This is a genomic window from Rhizobacter sp. P5_C2 (genome assembly GCF_054049715.1).
Window position 1 is genome coordinate 32,217 of the sequence record NZ_JBFULV010000023.1, and the last position, 17,625, is coordinate 49,841.

The following is a 17,625-nucleotide window of genomic DNA, read 5'->3' on the forward strand; positions in this document are numbered from 1 at the left end:
ATCAGCGGCGCCGCGTCTTCGCGGCCGGCGCCTCGGCCTCGCCCCCCTGCTGCAGCCCCTCGGCCATGCCGATCAGCACCCCGCTGACCAGCGCCGAGTAGCTGTCGAGCAGCGCCTGGGCCGTCTTCAGGCCGAGCGCGCGGCTGTCGCGGATCGCCGTCTGCGTCTGCGACACCAGCTGCTCGACCGCGCTCGACGCCTGCGCGCCGGTGTCGGTGCCCTTCAGCTTCATCGTCTCGAGCACCTGGCTCCACGCACCCTGCAGCGGCTCGGTGGCCGAGCCGGCGGCCTTGCTGACGGTCGAGAAGAAGGTGTCCTCCATCTTCTCCAGGTCGGCCAGCGCGCCCTTCAGCTGCTTTTCCTGCAGGCCCACGCCCTGGTCGACGAACTGCTGCAATGCCTTGCGGTGCGCCTCGACGGCCTGCAGCAGCGCGCCGTCCATGCCGGCGAAGGCCTTGCCGAGCAGCGCCTCGGGGTCGATCGTCGGCGACGGGTTCTCGGCCAACCCGGTGGACGCGGCCTTGGTGACCGTCTTCACGACGCCGCGGATGTTCTGCAGCGTCAGCTCGCGCCCCTGCAGCGCCTTCAGCGTCGCCTCGCCGACCGCCTTGCGAAGCGCCTCGCCCTGGCGGGCGCTGGCCTGCGAGAACATCGCGATCAATGCGTCCTGGTCGATCCCTGACTTGCTCATTCGCTTCTCCTGGTGATGGGTGTTCGGTGATGTGGTCGGCCGGAGGAATCCGGCGCCGTGGCAAGGGTATCCAACTGTTTTCGAGAAGGAAACCTCGCCAGCCCTGATAATGTCGGACCCGCGCGGCCGCGGGCCCTCTACGGGGCCTGCGATCCGCGCCCTTTCCCTCCGGGTGCGCGACCCGCGCCCGCAACCCCCTGATCCATGGCCAAAGACCAAGTCAAGAACTCGATCGATGCCGAAGGCCTGCGTTATCGCACCAAGGCCCCCGGCTCTCCGTTTGCGTCTGCCGGCGTGTTCAGCGCCGCGACGATGTCGTGCTTCCTGTGCGGCAAGCACCGCGCGCGCACTTCGCTGAAGTCGCGCAAGCTGCTGGGCAAGACCCAGTTCGTCTGCGCGCCGTCCTGCAAGGAAGCGGACGAAGCCTAGCCTGGATCCCCGCTGAACTTCAGCGGGCCTTCGCGAGCAACCAGATCCCCGCCAGCACCAGCACGGTGCCGGCGGCGACCCATCCGGTGAACGGCTCGCCGAGGATCACCACGCCCATCAGGATCGTGGACAGCGGTCCGACCATCCCGGTCTGGGCCGCGACCGTCGCGCCGACGCGCTCGATGGCCATCATCACCATCAGCACCGGCGCGAAGGTGCACAGCGTCGCGTTCAGCACCGACAGCCAGATCACCTCGGGTGCGACCAGCGCCGCCGACATCGGCCGCAGCACCACGAACTGCCCGATGCACAGCACGCAAGCCACCGTGGTCGCGAGACCCGTCAGCCGCAGCGCGCCGAGGCGCTTGACCTCCTCACCGCTGAACGCCAGGTAGAGCGCATAGCTCACCGCACTGCCGAACACCAGCACCGCGCCGAGCGCGACATGCGAGCCCACCAACTGGATCTCGTGCCCGAACACCAGCAGCACGCCGGCATAGCTGACGCCGAGCGCCATCAGCTGGCGGCGGTTCACCGTCTTGTGGAACAGCACGACGCCGAGGAACAGCACCAGCGTCGGGTTCAGGTAGAGGATCAGCCGCTCGAGGCTCGCGCTGATGTACTGCAGGCCGGCAAAGTCGAGAAAACTCGCGAGGTAGTAGCCGCTGAAGCCCAGGCCGAGCACCACCATCCAGTCGCGCCGCGTCAGCGCCGGCTTGCCGCGCCCCGCCCACCACGACAGCAGCAGGAACAGCGGCAGCGCGAACAGCATGCGGTACATGATCAGCGTCACCGCATCGACGTCGTGCCGGTAGGCCAGCTTGACGATGATGGCCTTGCCGGAGAAGGCGATGGCGCCGAGCGTGGCCAGCAGCAGGCCGGGCCAGTGGCGTTGAGGGGTGGTGGCCGTGGGTACCGCGCTGGTGCTGCTCATCCGCAGGATTCTACGGAGCAGGCTGAGCGAGGCGTGCCTACAACTTGAATGAGCCCACCGCGCGCGACAGCATCGTCGCCTGGTCCTTCAGGCTTTGCGTCGCCGCGGTCGATTCCTCGACCAGCGCCGCGTTCTGCTGCGTCATGTGATCGAGCTGGGCGATCGCCTGGTTCACCTGGCCGATGCCGTCGCTCTGCTCGCCGGCCGCGGTGCTGATCTCGCCGATGATGTCCGTCACGCGGCGCACCGAGCTGACGATCTCGCGCATCGTCGTGCCGGCCTCTTCGACCAGCCGCGTACCCGACTCGACCTTGCCGACGCTGTCGCCGATGAGGCTCTTGATCTCGCGCGCGGCCTGCGCCGAACGCTGCGCCAGGCTGCGCACCTCGCCCGCCACCACCGCGAAGCCGCGGCCCTGCTCGCCGGCGCGCGCCGCTTCCACCGCCGCGTTCAGCGCCAGGATGTTGGTCTGGAACGCGATGCCGTCGATCACGCCGATGATGTCGGCGATCTTCTTCGACGAACCGGCGATGGCCTGCATCGTCTGCACCACGTCGGCCACCACCTCGCCGCCGCGCGAGGCCACGCCCGAGGCCGACAGCGCCAGCTGGTTCGCCTGCCTCGCCGCATCCGCGCTCTGGCGCACGGTGGCCGTCAGCTGCTCGACGCTCGACGCGGTCTGCTGCAGGTTCGATGCCGTCTGCTCGGTGCGCGACGACAGGTCGAGGTTGCCGGCCGCGATCTCGGTGCTGGCCGTCGTGATGGATTCGCTGACGTGCTGCACGCTCGCCACCAGCTCGGCCAGCTTGCCCTGCATCGCGCCCAGGTCGGACACCAGCGCCTGCACCTCGTCACGGGAGTCGGTCGCCACCGGGGCCACGCTCAGGTCGCCGGCGGCCACGCGTTCGGCCATCCGCGAGGCTCCTGCCAGCGGCACCACGATCGAGCGCGACAGCGCCCAGGCGCAGCCCAGGCTCACCAGCACGCCGGCCGCAATGCCGATCGACAGCATCGTGATGCCTTCGCGCTCGCTGCGCCCGGCCGCGGCGCGCGCCTCCTCGACGCGCTGCGCCTGGTACGCCGCGAGGTCGTCGACCGCCTTCGCATAGGCATCGGCCGCCGGGCGCAGCTTGCCGGCGATGTCGTCGCCGGCCACCTTCTCGCCGGCCGCCTTGCGTTTCACCAGGCCGTCGCGCACGCCGCGGAACTTGCCGCCGGCCTCGTCGATGACGGCGAACAGCTCCTTCGTGCGCTCGGTGTCCGCGAGGTCTTCCAGCGCCTTGCGAACCCCTTCGGAGCGCGCCGAGGTCAGCTTGCGGTCGGCATTGATGCGCGCGGCGAACTCGGCATCGTCGATCTGCAGCAGCGTCTCGGCCCGGGCCGAGCTGAGCACAACGATCGAATGCAGCTCGCGGGCGAGCAACGCGCGCTGAGACGACGCACCGCCCAGGTCGTTGGCGATGTCCTGCAGCCGGTCGAGGCGCCAGATGCCGATGCCGGCGGCCAGCGAGGTCACCAGCATCACCAGGCCGAAAGCCAGCGCCAGCCGCGGGGCCAGGCGCATGCGCGAGAAGAAGGAAGTCATGGAAAAAGTCCTCGGAACTGCAGGGACGGGGATGCCGCCGTCGGCAATTCACCGACAACGGCAACGCAATGTCCGGCTATCGGACGGGCAGCGAAGAACTTAAGGGTTTTCCCTTGGAAACCGGCGCGGCTTGCGGTGCTGCAACAATGCCGAGCGCGCGAAACAAGCCTTTGCGCATGCACCCATGCCGCCTCTGCAACTCACGCTCCCCGTTCTGAGCGCCATCCTGGCTTTCCTGCAGGTGCCGGCCCACGGCGCGACCCGGCAGGACCTCGTCACGGCCCAATGCGCGGCCGGCACGACCGACATCGATACCGACAACCACGACCGGACCGATCGCCTGCTCTCCGAGTCGAACCGGCAAATCAATGAGGTTGCCCGCATCACCCAGCTCTGGAAGGAATTCCTGGCGACGTTGGGAACGGGGGTCGTTGAAGATGTTCTGGCCAAGATTGCCATCTCGCAGCGTGAATCATTTCGCAAGGTGTATGCCGATGGCGGCATGACGCCCAGCACGCCATCCACCTTGCCCGGCATGGTCACCAGATTCGCAGTCACGGAGGTGTCCGCCACGTCGGCTCAAGCGATGGTCCTGATCCGGGAGAATGGCGTCGAGCAAGCTTACTTTGTCATTTTCGCCACGGACGATGACGGCGTGTGGCGGCTGTTTTCAATGTAGATTCGCGCCGCGCCGCAGAGGGCGCATCACAAGAAGGACAAGGCGATGCATCGGGAGAAGGGACACCCGGTCCGCGCAGCGCGGGGCCGGGCGGCGATCGTGTGGGTCGCCGGCATGATCCTGTCGCTGGCCGTGACGATGCTGCGCGCGCTCGGACCTCGAACAGGCGCGCGACCAGGTGGGCTACCGGCTGAACCAGCGCAAGCCGGCCGCTGGTGCATCGCCATCGACGCGGACCGGCCTCACCGGCGGTCTGCTGGCCCTGCTCTTGTGCATGGTGCTCGCGAGCGCGGGTGCCGTGGTGATCAATGACATCGGGCTGGCCTTGTGCGCCCACATGATCTCGAACGCGTGGCGGCACCACTGGAGAGGACAGTGGCTGGCCTGGTCGGCAGTGCGCACCGGCGACGCCGAGCGTCTCGCGCGGAGTGCGGCTCGGCTGGGCCTGCCGACGGTGGCCACACCTGCAGAGACGCCACCGCTCGCCATGTCGCCAGACGCAACCGATCGTGAGCCTCGTTAACCGAGCACGACAATTCTCCCGGCGCCCTCCGTCATCTCCCCACATTCGCTGCAAGGTCCTTGACTAGCGTCCACCCGCTGGTCACACAACGCGCACGCAGGGGCGGCGCACCAGCGTTCAAAGCGGGGTGCCACGATGTCGAGGATTCATCTTCTGTTCGCAGGCTGGTTGTTGTCGGCCTCACTGCTGTCCCCAACGCTGTCCCACGCCGAGCTGCGCCCGCAGCCGGAGTCCGACCTGCAGGCCGTCGAGGCGATGCTGCATCGACCCGATGTCGAGCTCGACCTCGGCGAAGTCAAGATCGCGATCGACAAGCGGGTCGAACCGCGCATCGACGTGGACGCCACGCGGCGCCGGCTCGCCGGCATCGCGGCCGACGTGCTGGAGATGCTGCCGCCAGCACCCACCCGCCATGAGCGCTTCGAGGCCTTGCATGCCTACCTCTACCGCGCCGGCGACTGGAACGGCAACCGCCCCTGGCTGCGCGCCGCCGAGGACCCAGCCTGCCAGGACATCGCGAACAAGCTGCTGGCCACCCACCTGGTGACGCGGCGCGGCAACTGCGTGTCGATGGCGATGCTGGTCACGATCGTCGGCCAGCGGCTCGGCCTGGACATCAGCCTCGCGACCACGCCGCAGCAACTGAGCGTCGTCTACCGCGACGAGGCCGGCACCCTTCGCATCCTCGATCCGACCTCGGGCGAGCTGAAGCCCGACACCACCCGGCCACGCGGCACACTGCCCGCCTCTGCGCTGCGCGTGCTCACCCGGCGCGAGTCCGCCGTGCTCGCCGCGCAACTGCTGGTCGACCATCTGGCCCGCCTTCCCGGCCAGGAGACGCACCGTGCCGCCATGGCGGAGCTGCTGCGCGTCAACGATCCGCGGCACGTCGCGATGCAGCCCTCCACCTCGCCCGCCCAGGTCGCCCAGCGCGAGCGCTCGCGCTGAGCGACGCCTGCCCCCTCAGCGCCGGCTCGCGATCCAGCGGTCGATCTGCGCATCGAGCACCGACAGCGGCAATCCGCCCTCGGCCAGCACCGCGTCATGGAAGGCCGGCATGCTGAAGCGATCGCCCAGCGCCTGCTTCGCCCGCTCACGCAGTTCCTGGATCTTCAGCGAGCCGATCTTGTAGCCCAGGGCCTGGGCCGGCCAGGCCATGTAGCGCTCGATCTGGTTGCGCGCCTGCTCGGGCGATGCGCCGACGTTGGCCTGCCAGTACGCCATCGCCTGCTCGCGGCTCCAGCCCTTCGCATGCAGGCCGGTGTCGACGACCAGGCGCGCGGCACGCGCGATCTCCAGCCGCAGCTCGCCGACCCATGCGGCCGGATCGTCGTACAGCCCCATCTCGCGGCCCAGCGTCTCGGCATACAGCCCCCAGCCTTCGCCGAACGCATTGATCCAGACCCGCTTGCGGAACTCGGGCAGCGTCAGCTCCTGCAGCAGGCCCATCTGGAAATGGTGCCCCGGCTGGCCCTCGTGCAGGAACAGCGCCGTCATCGTCGTCTTGTCGTAGGCAGCAGGGTCGTGGATCACCGCCCAGAAGATGCCGGGCCGCGAGCCGTCCTCCGCCGGCAGCGAGTAGTGGTCGGAGGCCGAGTCCTTCGTCAGCTCGGGCTCGGGGCGGATCTCCAGCGGCGCCTTCGGCACCCGCCCGAACAGCTGCGGCAGGCTGGCCTTCACGCGCTCGTTGATGCCGCGGTAGGCCTGCAGGATCTCGGCCTCGCTGCGGTAAGGCAGGAACGTCGGGTTGGTGCGCACCCAGCCGAGCAGGCCTTTCGGATCGCCGTCGTAGCCGAGCTGCGGCGCCACCTTCGCGAGCTCGCCCTGGATGCGCGCCACCTCGGCCAACCCCATCGCGTGGATCTCGTCCGGCCCCAGCTCGGTGGTGGTCTGGTCGCGCACCCACTGGCGGTACCAGGCCGCGCCGTTCGGCAGCGCGCCCCAGCCGTCGGTGCTGCGGGCCGCGGCCAGGTAGTCGCCCTCGGCGAACGCGGTCAGCTTGCGCATCGCGGGCGCCACACGGTGCGTCACGACGTCGCGGTACGCGGCCGTCAGCCGGCGACGGTCTGCATCGCTGAACGAGGCCGGCAGGTTGCGGATCGGTGCGTAGAAGGCGTTCGTCGCGAGCGCCCCATCCCCGAGCGGGCGCAGCGGGCCGAGCATCGCCACCACCACCGCCTTCGGCTGCACGATGCCGCGGCGCATGCCTTCGCGCATGTTGGCGATGGCCTGGTCGACCCAGGCCGGCAGGCGCGCGATGCGCTTCAGGTAGGCGTCGTACTGCGCGACGGTCTTCAGCGGCTGCTCGCCCTGGCCGCTGCCGAAGGTCGCCAGCAGCACCGGGATCGAATCGAGCTGCTGCAGCGGCAGCAGGTGATCGTCGAAGGCCTCGAAGCCGATGCGGGTGCGCAGCTCGCGCGCCAGCAGGTCGTGCGTCAGCTGGTCGGCAGGCGACAGCTGCGCGCGATCGATCGCCGCCAGCCGCCGCTCGATGCGGTGGTACATCGCGAAGCGCTGCTTGCGCTCGCGCGGCGCGATGCTCAGCGGGAGCTGGTCGTCGAAGCGGTTGTCGCCGGCCAGCGTCGCGGTGTAGACCGGATCGAGCCGGGCCTGCTCGTCGTAGTACTGACTGGCGAGTGTCGCGAGCGCTGCCCCTGGCGTGGCGTCGCGGGCGGAGGCCGGTGCGGCGTCGACGGGGGGCTGGAACAGGGCCAGCACGCCGCTCAGGGCGGCGACCCACAAGGTTCGGTTCAGGATCATGGCGGAGCGTCCTTGCAACGGAGGTAGTGCGCACGAAGGTGCATGGCAAGCGCGGCAGGTTACGCCCACGGCCTGCACGAAACTGTCAGGAGTGTTCGGTCGCGTGTCAGGAGTCCAGCCTTCGCATGCCACCCTGCCCCCGGCCGCCACGCGACTGTCGTATCGTCTGCCAATGGACTCCCACCTCGACAACGTCTTCTGGCACGCGCTCAGCGGCCCGCAACAGCACTTCTCCGTCGGCTCGGCACGCGCGCGGCGCTACGCGCCCGGCCTCTCGCCGATCTTCGCCTTCAGCGACCTGGAGCGGCCCGACTTCGACGGCCTCTCACCCCACTGCGACCTCGGCGAGCACCTCTACGTTGCCGACTGGCGCGGCCCGGTGCCACGCGACTGGCAGCTGGTCGTCGAGGCGGCGATACACCGCATGGTCTGGCGCGGCGACGCGCCGCCGGACGACCTGCTGCCGGAAGCCATTCGGCTCGACCCCGAGCACGCGGCGCAGGCGATGGAACTGGCGACGCTGACCCGCCCCGGGCCGTTCGGCCTGCGCACCATCGAGCTCGGCGAGTACTTCGGCTGCTTCGACGGCGACCGGTTGGTCGCGATGGCCGGCGAGCGCTCCAACGCCGGCAGCTTCCGCGAGATCAGCGGCGTGTGCACCCACCCGGAGTTCCAGGGGCGGGGCCTCGCGCGCAAGCTGATGAACAAGCTCATTCGACGCCAGGTGATGCGCGGCGAGACGCCCTTCCTGCACGTGATGTGCAGCAACGAGGCGGCACATGCGCTCTACCTGCGCATGGGCTTCCGCGATCACCTCGATCCGGTGACGGTGCGGGTGCTGTCGAGGCTGTAGGCGATGGCCGGCCGCATGGAATCCATGCGGTCGAGCACGCGCGCCCAGGCGGTGATGCGGCGCGCGTCGCGTGCCGGCCGGCCGCGCTCGAGGCCGGCCCAGATGCCTTCGGCGTTGAAGCTGATCAGCACGCGCAGGTCGGGCCGCCGCGACAGCGGATGCACCGCATCGACCAGGTTGTCGAGGATCAGCGGATCGCCGTCCGCCTCGCCCGGCGGCAACCAGGCCAGCACCATGTGGCGCTGCCGGTGCCCGTCCGGCCCGCCGGCCTGCGCCTCGACGTACGCGATGCGCAGTTGCGCGGCGGGCAGCCCGGCGGCGACCAGGCTGAAGTACTTCGCCACCGCGTAGTCGACGCAGTCGCCGCTGCCACGCTCGCGAACCTCGCCGGGCGCGGCCCAGGGCGCGGCCGGATCGCTGCGCCGAGGCTCGCCGTCGTACACGATGCGATGGTTGACGGACACGTTGAGCGATGCGAGCAACACGGGTTCATCGGTCGGCTCGGCCGCCGCCGACGGCGACGCGGCGACTGTGAGCAATCCGCACAGCAGTGCGGCAAGAAGGCGAATGGATGTCATTGGGGCGAGACGATGCCGCCGCAATGAGGACGTCCGATGCAGAGATGCCAGACAGATTGCCCCACGTCGTGGGCAAGCAACGCCAGACGCGATCGATCCCACGGTAAGGGCCCCACGTCGATACCCGAATGAACGGGCGAAACGCGATCTTGCGCCCATCTTCGGCAGCAGGGGATCCTCAATAGTGAGGATCCGCCGCGCGGACCCCGCGACGCTCAGGCGAGCTTGGCCGCCAGCACGTCCACCGGGTCGATCTGCGGCGGCTGGCTGAGCAGTTCCGGCGCCTTCGCCATCAAGGCCTGCGCGATCGCGCCGCCCAGGTGGGCCTGGCGTCCGGCCTCGTCGGCGAACGCATCGAAGATGCCGAAGCTCGAGGGCCCCAGCTTCAGCGCGAACCACACCGTCGTCTGCTGCTCCTGGTTCGCGAGCGCGAGGGCGCTCACGAGCAGGTCCTGCACCGCGGCCTCCTTGCCGGGCTTGGCTTCGAGTCGTGCGAGCAATGCCTTGTGGACCGTCATGACGTTCTCCTGGAAGTGATGGATCGACCCGGATCGGGTGAAGCGGAGTGTGAGCCGGCGGCGCCTGCGGACCTATTGGCAGAATCGACATTCATGCTACCGTTCCTGCCATCATGAGAATCGACATCCTGGTGCTGGACGGCGTGTTCGACACCGGGCTCGCGGCGCTGCTCGACGTGTTCGGCACCGCCAACGAGCTGATGCCCGACCAGGCGCCGCTGGTGGTGAGGCCGGTCGGCGTGCGGCGGCGCGTCTTCACCCATCACGGCCTGCGCGTGCCGGTGCAGCCGGCGCACGAAGGCCCGCCGCCCGACGTGCTGGTGGCGCCGGCGCTGGGCAGCAAGACCCCCGAGGCACTGGGTGCCGCGCTGCAGCGTGCCGACGTGCGCGATGCGATCGAGCTGCTGGGCGAGCGCGGTGCGGGCGGCAGCCGGCTGGCCGCGGCCTGCACCGGCACCTTCATGCTGGCGGCCTCCGGCGCGCTCGACGGCCACCAGGCGACCACCACCTGGTGGCTGGCGCCGTTCTTCCGGCAGCGGTACCCGCGGGTCGAACTCGACGAATCGCGCATGCTGGTGCCATCGGGCAGCCTGGTGACCGCCGGTGCCGCGGTGGCCCACCTGGATCTCGCGCTGTGGCTGCTGCGCCAGCTGAGCCCGGCCTCGGCCGGCATCGTCGCGCGTTACCTGATGATCGACGGGCGGCCGTCGCAGGCGGCGTACGCGATCAGCGACCACCTCGCGCATGCCGATCCGCTGATCGAGCGCTACGAGGCCTGGGCGCGCTCGAACCTGGCGCAGGGTTTTTCGCTGCCGGATGCGGCGCGGGCCATCGGCAGCAGCGAACGCACGCTGGCGCGGCGGCTGCAGCGGGTGCTGGGCAAGACGCCGCTGTCGTACTTCCAGGACCTGCGCGTCGAGTTCGCGGTGCACCGGCTGCAGACCAGCCGCGACAGCGTCGACGCGATCGCGGCCGAGGTCGGCTATGCGGACGGGGTGACGCTGCGCACGCTGCTGCGCCGCCGCCTGGGCCGCGGCGTGCGCGAGATCCGCGGGAATTCGTAGCCCGGACGCCAATCCGGGATGTGTCGGACGCGGTCCTTTGATTGGCGTTTCCCGAGATCCATTTGTGCTCGAAGCGGATCCATCTTGCGAAGTCGGCCACTCAAGCTCAAGTCGTGCATCGCGCGGTGATCGTCATCGCCAGCGACTGTCCAGGAGCAACGAATGAATCCGAACAACCCTCGCTTGAACCAACTGTTCAACATCCATCCCGTCGAGGTACCAAGTGCACCGTCTCAAACTCAGGAAAGTAAGACGAAACCCATTCAGGCGACGGTTCGCGAGGTCCGCTCAGCCGCAGAAGTCGAAGCAGCAGCAGCAAGAGTCGTGGCAGAGATTGATCGTCTTGCTGCGCAGGTGAGAGGCCTTCTCGAAGAGTACGAAGAGGCGTCCCAGGCGAGAGATCCAGCATTGGCACGAACGTGCGCAACGCAAGCCCAACTTGTATGCAACGAACTCAGGGCATTCACCTACAAACTGCCGCAAGGCCTACAAAGCGCATATCAGGTTCAACACCATCAGCTTTGCACCGAGACAAGCAAGGCTTACCTTCAAACTTCCTGAAGAGATACTTGCGCAACAGGCCTCACGTTCCGGACTCGCCAAGTTCAGAACACCGCCGCCTGCCCGTCCCGCCGCGCATCACTGGCCGCCACATACCCTTCGCTGCCCGGGTCGCCGAGCCGCCAGATGAACTGGCCGGCGCCGAAATCCTGGTACGAGTCGTTGATGACCTCCACGCGATGGCCGCGCTCCGTCAGGCCCTGCACCGTCGCCGGGTTCATCGCGCGCTCGACGTTGATCTCCAGCCCCTGGTTGAAGCGCCAGCGCGGTGCATCGCAGGCGGCCTGCGGGTGCTGGCGGTAGTCGAGCATGCGCACCAGCGTCTGCAGGTGGCCTTGCGGCTGCATGTTGGCGCCCATCACGCCGAAGCTCATCTGCGGCTGCCCATCGCGCGTGAGAAACGCCGGGATGATCGTGTGGAACGGCCGCTTGCCCGGCGCCACCTGGTTCGCGCTGCCGTCGGCCAGGCTGAAGCCGTGCCCGCGATTCTGCATCGACAACCCGTAGCCCGGCACCACCGCGCCCGAGCCGAAGCCCATGAAATTGCTCTGGATGAAGCTGACCATCATGCCGCTCTCGTCGGCCGCGCTCAGGTAGATGGTGCCGCCCTTCACCGGGTTGCCGGCACCGAAATCCTGCGCGCGCTTCATGTCGATCAGCTTCGCGCGCGACGCGAGGTAGGCGTCGTCCAGCATCTGCGCCGCCGTCACCTCCATGCTGCCCGGCTCGGCGACGAAACGGTACAGGTCGGCGAACGCCAGCTTCATCGCCTCGATCTGCAGGTGCTGCGAATCGACACCGTCGACCGCCAGCCGCTCGACGTCGAAGTTCGACAAAATGCCCAGCGCGATCAGCGCCGCGATGCCCTGCCCGTTCGGCGGGAGCTCGTGCAGCACGTGCTCGCGGTAGGCCTTGCCGATCGGGTCGACCCACTCCGGCTGGTAGGCCGCGAAGTCCTCGACGCGGATCGCGCCGCCATGCGCCTTCGCGTGGCGGGCGGCGGCCTCGGCGATCTCGCCGCCGTAGTACGCGGCACCGCGCGTCTGCGCGATCAGGCGCAGCGTCTTCGCGGCGCCGGGCAAGCGGAACAGCTCGCCCAGGTTCGGCGCGCGGCCGCGCGGCATGAAGGTCTCGGCGAAGCCCGGCTGCTGCTCCAGCACCGGCACGGCGGCCGACCACTTCTGCTGCACGACGGTGGGCACCGCGTAGCCGCGCTCGGCGATCTCGATCGCGGGCTCCAGCAGGTCGGCGAACGGCAGCTTGCCGAAGCGCTCGCTCAGCGCCACCCAGCCGGCCACGGCGCCGGGCACCGTGACGCTGTCCCAGCCGCGCACCGGCGGCGTCTTGGCGTCGCGGCCGTACTTGGCGCGGAAGTAGTCGGGCGTCCAGGCGGCCGGCGCGCGCCCGCTCGCGTTCAGGCCGTGCAGTGCCTGGCCGTCCCACAGGATGCAGAACGCGTCGGAGCCGAGCCCGTTGCTGACCGGCTCGACGATCGTCATCGCGGCCGCCGCGGCAATCGCCGCATCGACCGCATTGCCGCCCTTCAGCAGCATGCGCAGGCCGGCCTGCGCGCCCAGCGGGTGCGAGGTCGACACCACGTTGCGGCCGAACACCGGAAGGCGCTGGCTGGTGTAGCCCGCGCTCCAGTCGAAGTGATTCCCTGTCGTCATGTGCAGCGCCTTGAAAGTGATGCGCGGATGATGCCCGCCGCGCGCCAAAAGAAACAGGCCGCTCGAGGCGGCCTGTGTTTTGACTGGAAGAGCGCTATTCCTCCTGGAACGCCTCTTCGCGCTTGCTCTTGATCGACGGCAACAGCACGATCACGATCATCAGCGCCGCGGCGGCCAGCAGGCCGGCCGACAGCGGCCGCACGAAGAACGTGCCCCAGTCGCCGCGCGACAGCAGCAGCGCCCGGCGCAGGTTCTCTTCCATCATCGGCCCGAGGATGAAGCCCAGCAGCAGCGGTGCCGGCTCGCAGCTCAGCTTGTAGAACAGGTAGCCCACCACCGCGAACGCCGCCGTCATGTAGACGTCGAAGGTGTTGTTGTTCAGCGTGTACACGCCGATGCAGCAGAACAGCGTGATCGCCGGGAACAGGAAGCGATAGGGCACCGTCAGCAGCTTGATCCAGATGCCGATCAGCGGCAGGTTCAGGATCACCAGCATCGCGTTGCCGACCCACATCGACGCGATCAGGCCCCAGAACAGCTGCGGGTTGCTCGTCATGACCTGCGGGCCGGGCTGGATGCCCTTGATCGTCATCGCGCCCACCATCAGCGCCATCACCGCGTTCGGCGGAATGCCCAGCGTCAGCATCGGGATGAACGAGGTCTGCGCGCCGGCGTTGTTCGCCGATTCGGGACCCGCGACGCCGCGGATGTTGCCCTTGCCGAAAGCCACCTCGCCGGGACGCCCACGCGACTTCTTCTCGACCGTGTAGGCCGCGAACGAGGCCAGCAGCGCGCCGCCACCCGGCAGCACGCCCAGGATCGAGCCCAGCGCGGTGCCGCGCAGCACCGCCGGCCAGGCGTCCTTGAAGTCCTGCTTGGTCGGCCACAGGCCTTTCACGCTCTTCGTGAACACCTCGCGGTGCTCGGCCGGCATGCCCAGGTTCGAGATGATCTCGCCGAAACCGAACACGCCCATCGCGATCACGACGAAGCCGATGCCGTCGGTCAACTCGGGGATGTCGAAGCTGTAGCGCGCGGTGCCCGAGATCACGTCGGTGTTGATCTGCGCGAGCAGCAGCCCGAGGATGATCATCGAGATCGCCTTGATCAGCGAGCCCGAGGCCAGCACCACGGCGCCGATCAGGCCCAGCACCATCAGCGAGAAGTACTCCTGCGGGCCGAACTTGAAGGCCAGCTCGGTCAGCGGCGGCGCGAAGGCCGCGATGATGATCGTGCCCACGCAGCCCGCGAAGAACGAGCCCAGGCCGGCCGCGGCCAGCGCCGAACCGGCGCGGCCCTGGCGCGCCATCTGGTAGCCGTCGATCGCGGTCACGACCGAGCTCGATTCGCCCGGCACGTTGATCAGGATCGCGGTGGTCGAGCCGCCGTACTGCGCGCCGTAGTAGATGCCGGCCAGCATGATCAGCGCCGGCGTGGCGTCGAGCGAGTAGATCGACGGCAGCAGCATCGCGATGGTGGCCACCGGGCCGAGCCCGGGCAGCACGCCGATCAGCGTGCCCAGCACCGAACCGAAGAACGCATACATCAGGTTCTGCGCCGTGAAGGCAACGCTGAAGCCGAGCGCGAGGTTTCCCAACAAGTCCATGGTGTTTTCCTTCTCAGCCCACGAACCAGGGCCACATCGGGATGACCAGCTTCAGCCCGAGCACAAAGATCGCCCACGAACCCACGGTGAGCACGATGGCCGTCGCAAGGACGCCCTTCCACTTGAATTCATCGCCGGCGAGGCTGGTCATCAGGATCAGGATCGGCACCGTGATCACCAGGCCCAGGCGCGGCAGCGCGGCGCCGAACACCGCGATCGACGCGACGATCACCAGCAGCGGCCGCCAAGCAAAGGCGCCGATCGGGTCGCCGCCTTCGACCTCGATGGTCAGCGACTTGAACAGCACGAACGCGCCCAGGAGCGCCATCAACACGCTGAGGATCAGCGGAAAGTAGCCCGGGCCCGGCCGCGCCGAGGTCCCCATGCTGTAGTTGGTCGCGCCGACGGCGAAGACCACGCCGACAACGACAAACATCAAACCGGACCAGAAGTCCCGTTGGCTCTTGATCTTCACGGATAGCTCCTCGTGTTCTGCTTTTGGCGTGACGCTGTCTGTTACAGCTTGCGGCTGATTCTAGGCAGCGCACTCCAGGCCCCGTGTGTGGTTTACACGTAGCGCACTGTGTCCGCAGGTGTCGTCAGGTATCCCAGGCCGGCGTCGAGCGCAGCACCTCGTCGACCGTGGTGACGCCCTCGGCCACCTTCATGACGCCGGCCAGCCGCAGCGGCCGCAGCCCCTCGGCCAGCGACAGCTGGCGCAGCTTCGACGCATCGGGCACCGGGTGGATCGCCGATTGCGACGCATCGTTCAGCGTCAGCAGCTCGTACAGCCCGACGCGGCCGCGGAATCCCGTCATGCGGCATTCGAGGCAGCCCACCGGCTTGTAGGGCCGCGCCTTGCCGTTGATGCGCCACGGCTTGATCACCTCGTTCAGCGTCTCGGCCGTCACCGCGTCATCGGGCTGCTTGCAGCTCGGGCACAGCCCGCGCACCAGGCGCTGGGCGAGCACGCCGATCACGGTCGCGCCGATCAGGTAGGGCGGCACGCCCAGGTCGACCAGCCGCGTCACCGCCGACGCCGAGTCGTTGGTGTGCAGCGTGCTGAACACCAGGTGGCCGGTGAGCGCGGCCTGGATCGCCATCTCGGCGGTTTCGAGGTCGCGGATTTCGCCGACCATGATGATGTCGGGGTCCTGCCGCATCAGCGCCCGCACGCCTTCGGCGAAGCCGAGGTCGAGCGCCGGCTGCACCTGCGTCTGGTTGAAGGTGGGCTGGATCATCTCGATCGGGTCTTCGATCGAGCAGACGTTCACCTCGTCGGTCGCCAGCCGCTTCAGCGTCGAATACAGCGTGGTCGTCTTGCCCGAACCGGTCGGCCCGGTCACCAAAATGATGCCGTGCGGCCGCGCGGTGAGCCCTTCCCAGCGTTGCGCATCGTGGCTGCCGAAACCGAGCGCGTCGAGCGACTTGACGGCGGTGTCCGGGTCGAAGATCCGCATCACCATCTTCTCGCCGAAGGCGGTGGGCAGCGTCGACAGCCGCATTTCCACCTCGTCGCCGTTCGGGTTGCGCGTCTTGATGCGGCCGTCCAGCGGGCGGCGCTTCTCGATCACGTCCATGCGGCCGAGCAGCTTCACGCGCGCGATCATCGCGTTCATCACGCCGGGCGGCAGCTGGTAGACGGTGTGCATCACGCCGTCGATGCGGAAGCGGATCAGGCTCAGCTCGCGGCGCGGCTCGAGGTGGATGTCGCTCGCGCGCTGGTCGAAGGCGTACTGCCACAGCCAGTCGACCACCTGCACGACGCCCTGGTCGTTGGCATCGAGCTGCTTGTTGCTGCGCCCCAGTTCCACCAGCTGCTCGAAGCTCGCGGCCGCCGAGTTCTCGCCGTTCTTGGCGGCCGCGCGCACCGAGCGCGACAGCGTGTAGAACTCGGTCGTGTAGCGCGCCACCTCGACCGGGTTCACCAGCACCAGCCGCAGCGTCTTGCGGGTGTGGGCCTCGATCTCGGGCGCCCAGGCGATATCAAAGGGCTCGCTGGTCGCCACCGTCACGTCCTGGGCGCCGAACAGCAGCGGCAGCGCGCGGCGGCGCTCGGCATAGTTGATCGACATCACGTCGCCGACGCGACCCACGTCGACCTTCAGCGGATCGATGCGCATGTACGGCATGCCGATGCGGACGGCCAGCCATTCGGTGAGCATCTCGGTGTCGAACGGCTTGCCGGCCGGGTTCGACAGGCCGGCGCTGCCCAGCCGCACCAGCGGGTGCTGCACGCTTTCGGCGGCGGCAAAGCGCTTCTCGGTGCGGTCGTGGTCGTCGCGGTTGATCAGCCCGTCTTCGAGCAGCCAGTGCAGCAGGCGCCGCCACTCCAGGCGGCCTCGCGGGTGCGTGGCGGCAGCCTTGTCGCCCTTCGGGTGTTTCGTGGATGCCGCTGCGGTCATGGGGTCGCCCCGTTCGGGTTTCGGATCATCCGCAGCCACTTGCGCGCCGGCAAGTCGAAGCGGTCCTCGATGTTGTCGGCACGCGCGGCCAGCACTTCACGGGACGGAAGTCCCACCCCCTTCATGCCGACCACGACGGTGTTGCCCTCGCGCGTGGGCCGCATGCTCCACACCGAGGCCTCGCCGAAGGCGCCGGCGATGCGCGCCGCGCTCTGCTCGTAGCTCGCGTCGCGGCCGAACAGGTTGACGGTCATCACGCCGCCATCGGCCAGCACGCGGTGGCAGGCGCGGTAGAACGCGTCGTCGTCGAGCACCGGGCTGGCGGCCTCGTGGTCGTACAGGTCGACGCAGAGCACCTGCACGCTGCCCGCGTTCTTCGGATCAGCCACCCACAGGCCGGCATCCTGGTTCAGCACCTGCAGCCGGTCGTCGTCTGCCGGCAGCTTGAACCACAGCCGGCAGGCGGTGATGACGGTCGGGTTCAGCTCGACGGCCGTCGTCTTCATGCCCATGTGACGGGTGAAGCGCGTGATCGCCGCGGCCCCCAGGCCGAGCTGCACCGCATGGCCCTCGCCCAGCGCCTCGGGTTCGATCAGCAGCAGCCAGACCATCATGCGCTGCACGTAGTCGAGCTCGATCACGTTCGGTTTGCGCACGCGCATCGCGCCCTGCACCCAGGGCGTGCCGAGGTGCAGGTAGCGCACGCCGTCGGCCTCGGAGAGGGTTGCGGGGACGAGTTCGGGTTCGGATTTCGGGCGGGAAGGCATCG

18 protein-coding genes are annotated in these 17,625 nt (G+C 68.7%); 7 read left to right on the forward strand and 11 right to left on the reverse strand.

Annotated features, from left to right (window positions below; translation table 11 throughout):
- Position 1: 1 nt before the first annotated feature.
- Positions 2-691, reverse strand: a complete 690-nt coding sequence (locus ACXJLU_RS10875; protein WP_457330703.1) for a DUF6781 family protein — start codon at positions 689-691, stop codon at positions 2-4.
- Between the two features lie 204 nt (positions 692-895).
- Between ACXJLU_RS10875 and ACXJLU_RS10880 the strand changes: the two genes are divergently transcribed.
- Entirely contained in the window at positions 896-1,120 is a 225-nt protein-coding gene (locus tag ACXJLU_RS10880) for a hypothetical protein (protein WP_047504444.1), read from the forward strand.
- Positions 1,121-1,139: 19 nt separating this feature from the next.
- On the opposite strand, the gene ACXJLU_RS10885 is transcribed toward ACXJLU_RS10880, so the two are convergent.
- Together ACXJLU_RS10885 and ACXJLU_RS10890 are read right to left on the reverse strand one after the other, a co-directional pair.
- Positions 1,140-2,054, reverse strand: coding sequence for a DMT family transporter (locus ACXJLU_RS10885; protein WP_073464642.1), 915 nt, complete (start codon positions 2,052-2,054; stop codon positions 1,140-1,142).
- Positions 2,055-2,091: 37 nt separating this feature from the next.
- Positions 2,092-3,639 carry a methyl-accepting chemotaxis protein gene (locus ACXJLU_RS10890; protein WP_457330705.1) on the reverse strand — a complete coding sequence of 516 codons (1,548 nt, stop codon included), beginning with the start codon at positions 3,637-3,639 and terminating at the stop codon, positions 2,092-2,094.
- A 184-nt stretch (positions 3,640-3,823) separates the two neighbouring features.
- Here ACXJLU_RS10890 and ACXJLU_RS10895 point away from each other — a divergent pair, with 184 nt between their 5' ends.
- From ACXJLU_RS10895 to ACXJLU_RS10905, 3 genes are all read left to right on the forward strand, one after another.
- Complete coding sequence (locus ACXJLU_RS10895; RefSeq protein WP_457330707.1) at positions 3,824-4,318, forward strand: hypothetical protein; 495 nt, start codon at positions 3,824-3,826, stop codon at positions 4,316-4,318.
- Positions 4,319-4,496: 178 nt separating this feature from the next.
- On the forward strand, positions 4,497-4,841 hold the full coding sequence (locus ACXJLU_RS10900) for a hypothetical protein (RefSeq protein ID WP_457330709.1): 345 nt from the start codon (positions 4,497-4,499) through the stop codon (positions 4,839-4,841).
- Positions 4,842-4,976: 135 nt separating this feature from the next.
- Positions 4,977-5,789, forward strand: coding sequence for a transglutaminase family protein (locus ACXJLU_RS10905; RefSeq protein WP_457330711.1), 813 nt, complete (start codon positions 4,977-4,979; stop codon positions 5,787-5,789).
- A gap of 15 nt (positions 5,790-5,804) precedes the next feature.
- On the opposite strand, the gene ACXJLU_RS10910 is transcribed toward ACXJLU_RS10905, so the two are convergent.
- Positions 5,805-7,601, reverse strand: a complete 1,797-nt coding sequence (locus ACXJLU_RS10910) for a DUF885 domain-containing protein (RefSeq protein WP_457330713.1) — start codon at positions 7,599-7,601, stop codon at positions 5,805-5,807.
- Positions 7,602-7,773: 172 nt separating this feature from the next.
- Between ACXJLU_RS10910 and ACXJLU_RS10915 the strand changes: the two genes are divergently transcribed.
- Positions 7,774-8,454: a GNAT family N-acetyltransferase gene (locus ACXJLU_RS10915; protein ID WP_457330715.1), complete on the forward strand. Its 681-nt coding sequence runs from the start codon at positions 7,774-7,776 to the stop codon at positions 8,452-8,454.
- Here ACXJLU_RS10915 and ACXJLU_RS10920 read toward each other — a convergent pair.
- Together ACXJLU_RS10920 and ACXJLU_RS10925 are read right to left on the reverse strand one after the other, a co-directional pair.
- On the reverse strand, positions 8,412-9,032 hold the full coding sequence (locus tag ACXJLU_RS10920; protein WP_457330717.1) for a transglutaminase-like cysteine peptidase: 621 nt from the start codon (positions 9,030-9,032) through the stop codon (positions 8,412-8,414). The two genes, ACXJLU_RS10915 and ACXJLU_RS10920, sit on opposite strands and share 43 nt — an antisense overlap.
- A 215-nt stretch (positions 9,033-9,247) precedes the next feature.
- Entirely contained in the window at positions 9,248-9,550 is a 303-nt protein-coding gene (locus ACXJLU_RS10925; protein ID WP_073464973.1) for a putative quinol monooxygenase, read from the reverse strand.
- 113 nt (positions 9,551-9,663) lie between these two features.
- On the opposite strand from ACXJLU_RS10925, the gene ACXJLU_RS10930 reads away from it, so the two are divergent.
- Positions 9,664-10,614, forward strand: coding sequence for a GlxA family transcriptional regulator (locus tag ACXJLU_RS10930; RefSeq protein WP_457330719.1), 951 nt, complete (start codon positions 9,664-9,666; stop codon positions 10,612-10,614).
- Positions 10,615-10,776: 162 nt separating this feature from the next.
- A complete protein-coding gene (locus ACXJLU_RS10935; RefSeq protein ID WP_457330721.1) occupies positions 10,777-11,175 on the forward strand; it encodes a hypothetical protein in 399 nt (132 codons plus the stop codon).
- A 44-nt stretch (positions 11,176-11,219) separates the two neighbouring features.
- On the opposite strand, the gene ACXJLU_RS10940 is transcribed toward ACXJLU_RS10935, so the two are convergent.
- From ACXJLU_RS10940 to ACXJLU_RS10960, 5 genes are all read right to left on the reverse strand, one after another.
- Complete coding sequence (locus ACXJLU_RS10940) at positions 11,220-12,845, reverse strand: gamma-glutamyltransferase family protein (RefSeq protein ID WP_457330723.1); 1,626 nt, start codon at positions 12,843-12,845, stop codon at positions 11,220-11,222.
- A gap of 94 nt (positions 12,846-12,939) precedes the next feature.
- Entirely contained in the window at positions 12,940-14,451 is a 1,512-nt protein-coding gene (locus ACXJLU_RS10945) for a tripartite tricarboxylate transporter permease (RefSeq protein ID WP_457330725.1), read from the reverse strand.
- Between the two features lie 13 nt (positions 14,452-14,464).
- On the reverse strand, positions 14,465-14,926 hold the full coding sequence (locus tag ACXJLU_RS10950; protein WP_457330727.1) for a tripartite tricarboxylate transporter TctB family protein: 462 nt from the start codon (positions 14,924-14,926) through the stop codon (positions 14,465-14,467).
- A gap of 124 nt (positions 14,927-15,050) precedes the next feature.
- Positions 15,051-16,856: a GspE/PulE family protein gene (locus ACXJLU_RS10955; RefSeq protein WP_457330729.1), complete on the reverse strand. Its 1,806-nt coding sequence runs from the start codon at positions 16,854-16,856 to the stop codon at positions 15,051-15,053.
- A complete protein-coding gene (locus ACXJLU_RS10960) occupies positions 16,853-17,623 on the reverse strand; it encodes a spermine/spermidine synthase domain-containing protein (RefSeq protein ID WP_457330731.1) in 771 nt (256 codons plus the stop codon). The genes ACXJLU_RS10955 and ACXJLU_RS10960 overlap by 4 nt, the downstream gene beginning before the upstream one ends.
- Between the last annotated feature and the right edge of the window lie 2 nt (positions 17,624-17,625).